General features: G+C 56.8%; 2 protein-coding genes. Both read right to left on the minus strand.

Annotated elements, in window-relative coordinates; all coding sequences use genetic code 11:
- Positions 1–389: 389 nt before the first annotated feature.
- On the minus strand, positions 390–611 hold the full coding sequence (locus IP79_RS15125) for a DUF6961 family protein (protein WP_054120148.1): 222 nt from the start codon (positions 609–611) through the stop codon (positions 390–392).
- A gap of 213 nt (positions 612–824) precedes the next feature.
- The gene (locus IP79_RS15930; RefSeq protein WP_420705634.1) at positions 825–1,028 is read right to left on the minus strand and encodes a YHYH domain-containing protein; all 204 of its coding nucleotides are present in this window, start codon (positions 1,026–1,028) and stop codon (positions 825–827) included.
- Positions 1,029–1,748: the final 720 nt, after the last annotated feature.

Below are 1,748 nucleotides of genomic sequence, written 5' to 3' on the forward strand. Positions count from 1 at the left end.
TAGGTCGCCATGAATCCGACTACTTCGGCAACGAGCAAATTCTCCGACCCATATCGCTGTTCGATGAAATGGAATTTGACGTTCCCCCCTGCAATGTGACCGCTTTTTGGTAGAGTCTGACGCAAGGTGCACTGCTACCCAACCTTCACTCTGACCTCAGAGTTGAGGTTCTGCAGTTCTGTGTCTGCATATCTGGTGGGCGCGGAAGTAACCAAGTAACAGGCAGCCTCTTGGCGTTAAGGCTTGCGCCTGACAGACCATATGAGCGCAGAGATTGCGGTAACGAGCGCCGCGAGGGCAGCGATGCCTACCGGATCGAGTATCAACATGAAAGCCTCCGATTCGCTTGGATGCCCTAATGTTCACATTATGTTCTGCGTAGGATAGCCCTAATTCGGCTGTGTGTCTGGCTGACCATGAATGGGGATACGAGCCGTTCTCAGCTGCGAATAACGGCTTTCCACCGCTCGCCATAACGCAGCACCCTCCGGCTCGCCCTCGGTTTCGAGTGAGACAATGCGATCGGCGATAAAGTCATGGCCATTCGCTTCGTGGTGCTTCTCCACCCAAAGTGCCATGGCCCAGATTTCATGCTCGCGCGTCACCGCCATCAGTTTCGCCTTAAGTAACTCCCGAATGGCCGCAAGATCATGGCATGCATCCTGTTCGCAGGCCTTCCCATCATTATCCCTGTCGAGATGACGGCCATATCCCGGTTGGCCGCGATAGAGCGGTGCAGCACCTGCTGCTCGCACTGCAGCGCAATTGGGGTAATAGTCGCCGCCGTCACTGTAACGCTCGGCCGACTGACCTGCGTTAGGGCCTCAATGACAATGCCTTCCGCCATTCTTTCTGTCGTTGTGGCATCCATGTGCTGCAAGGCCACCCGGATGTGCATCAGCTGAACTGGTTCCGACAACTACGAAGATGGCAACCAGCAACGTGAGGATCCATGCTATCGAAAGGACAATAGCCTCGATCCTCATTCCGACCGATAAACGCTCGTCATCGTGACCCCATTCTTTCATCTGCAGACGTGCCCCCTCCAATATCGGCCCCACTTCGCAGCCATCTTCGATGCAACCATAGCGCACGACAAATCACCTCCCTTGGGAGATGTGCACCAGGCCGCAGTGCGATTGCTAACGCCTGACCCGTCCGAGAGGCACCGCATCGTCGGGCCACGAACGGTGACGTGGCCATGTGGACCAATCCCGGTGGGCTCACCCACGAGACGAACCAGCGCGTCGCGTGCATCGATAGCGCTTGCATTGGGGCAAGGGTGACCCGCGTTGCAGGTACCGTCGATCTCACGCGCTGCGATGCCAGCCAGCCGGATCCGTGGCCCTTCATCGCACCAGACTGGCCCGTCTCCATCCCACACGGCAACCGGTGTGCAAGCGAAGGTTTCACCTGCGGGTACAGCTGCCAGAAGAAAAAGTGAAAACATCGGCTGTCGATCCTGCTCGCTTTAAGACTGAGCCGCAAACTGGGACGGACCGCCCTATCACGGAGCTTACAATCGCTTGTAAGTGTTACCAGATCATTGTGCAAAAAGCGACCTAGGTGATTGGCGGGCATTCAGCGAGGGTAAGCCGATAGTCGGCCGATTAGCTGCTTAGCTTCTGCAGATCTCGATCCAGACCCAGTCTTTCCCGATCAGAGAAATGAACGTCTGCTTCCACCAAGAGCCGCCGGGCGGCTTTCGGGATCCAGCCTCGAGCCCGCTGATGACTGCAACTGGGTGG

The organism is Porphyrobacter sp. AAP60 (genome assembly GCF_001296025.1).
In the GTDB taxonomy this organism is placed as follows: Bacteria; Pseudomonadota; Alphaproteobacteria; order Sphingomonadales; family Sphingomonadaceae; genus Erythrobacter.